The organism is Mesorhizobium sp. M5C.F.Ca.IN.020.32.2.1 (assembly GCF_004023105.1).
GTDB classification, from domain to species: domain Bacteria; phylum Pseudomonadota; class Alphaproteobacteria; order Rhizobiales; family Rhizobiaceae; genus Mesorhizobium; species Mesorhizobium wenxiniae.
In genome coordinates this window covers 1-2,586 of sequence record NZ_RZSX01000869.1, presented here as the reverse complement: position 1 = coordinate 2,586, position 2,586 = coordinate 1, and the positions used below count along the sequence as shown (strand labels likewise).

Below are 2,586 nucleotides of genomic sequence, written 5' to 3'. Positions count from 1 at the left end.
CACCAGGGCTGCGCCATGAATGCGGCCGCGAGCGAGCCGATCGTTTCGGTGCAGCAGTTCGACGGCGAGGAATGGCTCTATTTCCGCTCGATCGTACCTGATGTGTCGATCATCCGGGCGACGACGGCCGATGAGCGCGGCAACCTCACCTATGAGCATGAGGGCGCCTATCTCGGCGGGCTGGAACAGGCGCTCGCTGCCCGTAACAACGGCGGCATTGTCATCGCGCAGGTCAAGCGCGTCGTCGAGAACGGCACGCTGAAACCGCATGACGTGCGCGTGCCCGGTGTGCTGGTCGACCACATCGTGATCGCGGCCGATCAGTTGCAGACGACACTGACACCCTACGACCCGGCCATCTCGGGCGAGATCTTCCGACCGCTGTCAAGCTTCCGCAACGCCGAAATGAATGTCCAGAAGGTCATTGCCCGTCGCGTCGCCATGGAGCTTGCCGACGGCATGGCGGTCAACATCGGCTTCGGCATCTCGGCCAATGTGCCGCGCATCCTTCTCGAGGAAGGCCAGCACGGCAAGGTCACCTGGGTGATCGAACAGGGCGCGGTCGGTGGCGTGCCGCTGCTCGACTTCAAGTTCGGCTGCTCGTCGAACGCCGACGCCTTCATGCCTTCGCCACACCAGTTCATCTACTTCCAGGCCGGCGGTTTCGACGCGTCGCTGTTGTCCTTCATGCAGATCGACCGCCACGGCTCGGTCAACGTGTCGAAGCTTTCAGCGAGGCCGCACGTCACCGCCGGCGCCGGCGGCTTCGTCGATATCACCGCGCGGGCGAAGAAGATCGTGTTTTCCGGTTTCTTCACTGCTGGGGCCAAGCTGTCGCTGGCCGATGGCGGCATCCGCATCGACGGGGAAGGCAAGGTCAAGAAGGTGGTCGGCGAGGTTGAGCATATCTCCTTCTCGGGCAAGCGCGCCGTCGCGCAAGGGCAGGACATCACCTATGTCACCGAACGCTGCGTCATGAAGCTGACGCCGGATGGGCTGATGGTGACTGAGCTGGCACCCGGCATCGACCTTCAGCGCGACGTGCTGGCGCAGGCCGAGATCCCGCTCGGTGTCGCCAACGACCTGAAAGTCACGCCGGACGCGCTCTATCGTGACCGGCCGATCGGACTGTCGCTCAATGGCGGCGCCTCCCTTGGAGGCGCTCATGGCTGAGCGTCTCGTCACCTTTGAAACCGACGGCGACCTCGGCATCGTCACGCTGCGCCGGCCGGAGAAATTCAATGCGCTCGACATCCCGATGCTGCGCGCGCTTGAGGCCGCGCTCGACGCGGCCGAGGCCGCGGACGGTGTCCGCGTCGTGCTGCTGTGCGGCGAAGGCAAGGGCTTTTGTTCGGGTGGCGATGTCGAAGCGTGGTCGCAAATGAGTGCCGCCGATTTCCAGGTGCAATGGGTGCGCTACGGCCACCGCGTCTTCGACCGGCTGGCGCGGCTGCGGCAGCCGACCATCGCCGTTCTGTCCGGCCATGCGCTGGGCGGCGGGCTGGAATTGGCGGTCGCCTGCGACTTCCGCGTCGCCGAGGCGCAGGTGAAATTAGGTTTTCCGGAAACCTCAGTCGGCGTAGTGCCCGGCTGGTCCGGCACGCAGCGCGCGGTACACCGTTTCGGTGCGCAGACGGTGCGGCGCATGGCAATCGGCGGCGAAGTTTTCATGGCGGCCGAAGCACTAACACTGGGCATCGTCGACCGGGTGGTCGACACAGGCAAGGCGTTCACCGAGGCCAAGGCCTGGGCAGGCAAGATCGCCGAGCGCGGCCCGCTGGCAACCGAGGCCGCCAAGCTGATGATCGCGGTCGCCGAGGGCGAGGAAAGTGCTGCCGCGACAGAGGCGCTGGCCAGCGGCTTCATCGCGCTGACCGGCGACCTCAAGGCCGGCATCGACGCTTTCAAGACCAAGCAGAAACCAGCGTTTTCAAGATCCTAAAAAGCATGCGGAACCTGGAAATCACATGAACTTGCCCCTCACCATCGCCATGCCCGCCGAGGCATCCGCAGCACCGAAGACCTACCGGCTGCTGATCGACGGCAAGTTCGTCGATGCCCGCGACGGCCGCACACTGGAGCGCAACAGCCCCGGCCACGGCTTCACCGTTTCGCGCTATGCACAAGCCGGCGCGGCCGAAGTCGAGGCGGCGGTGACCGCCGCGCACAAGGCTTTTGAGACCGGCCCGTGGGCGCGCATGAAGGCAGCAGAGCGCGCCGCGATCCTGCTCAAGGCGGCGGACCTGATCGAGGCGCGGCTCGAGGAGATTGCCCGGCTCGACGCGCTGGAATCCGGCAAGCCGATCGCCCAGGCGCGCGGCGAGATCGGCGGCGCCGTCGACATCTGGCGCTATGCCGCAGCGCTTGCCCGCACGCTCCATGGCGAAAGCTATGCCAATCTCGGCGACGCCATGCTGGGCGTCGTGCTGCGCGAACCGATCGGCGTCGTCTCGATCATCGCGCCGTGGAATTTTCCGTTCCTCATCGTCAGCCAGAAATTGCCGTTCGCGCTCGCCGCCGGCTGCACGACGGTGGTGAAGCCGAGCGAGATGACCTCGGCCTCGACCTTCGTGCTCGGCGACATCC

The 2,586-nt window shown here is 65.7% G+C and carries 3 protein-coding genes; all 3 read left to right on the top strand.

Annotation, left to right across the window (positions count from 1 at the left end):
* On the top strand, positions 1-1,173 hold a 1,173-nt coding region (locus tag EOA86_RS30150; RefSeq protein ID WP_128344968.1), incomplete at its 5' end, for a malonate decarboxylase subunit alpha.
* Positions 1,166-1,942, top strand: coding sequence for an enoyl-CoA hydratase/isomerase family protein (locus EOA86_RS30145; RefSeq protein WP_128344966.1), 777 nt, complete (start codon positions 1,166-1,168; stop codon positions 1,940-1,942). The genes EOA86_RS30150 and EOA86_RS30145, both read left to right, overlap by 8 nt.
* A 25-nt stretch (positions 1,943-1,967) precedes the next feature.
* On the top strand, positions 1,968-2,586 hold a 619-nt coding region (locus EOA86_RS30140), incomplete at its 3' end, for an aldehyde dehydrogenase family protein (RefSeq protein ID WP_128344965.1).

What these genes read in the sequence shown, in the direction of transcription:
- EOA86_RS30145 (WP_128344966.1), top strand. Translation starts at nt 1,166, where the DNA reads ATGGCTGAGCGTCTCGTCACCTTTGAAACCGACGGCGACCTCGGCATC.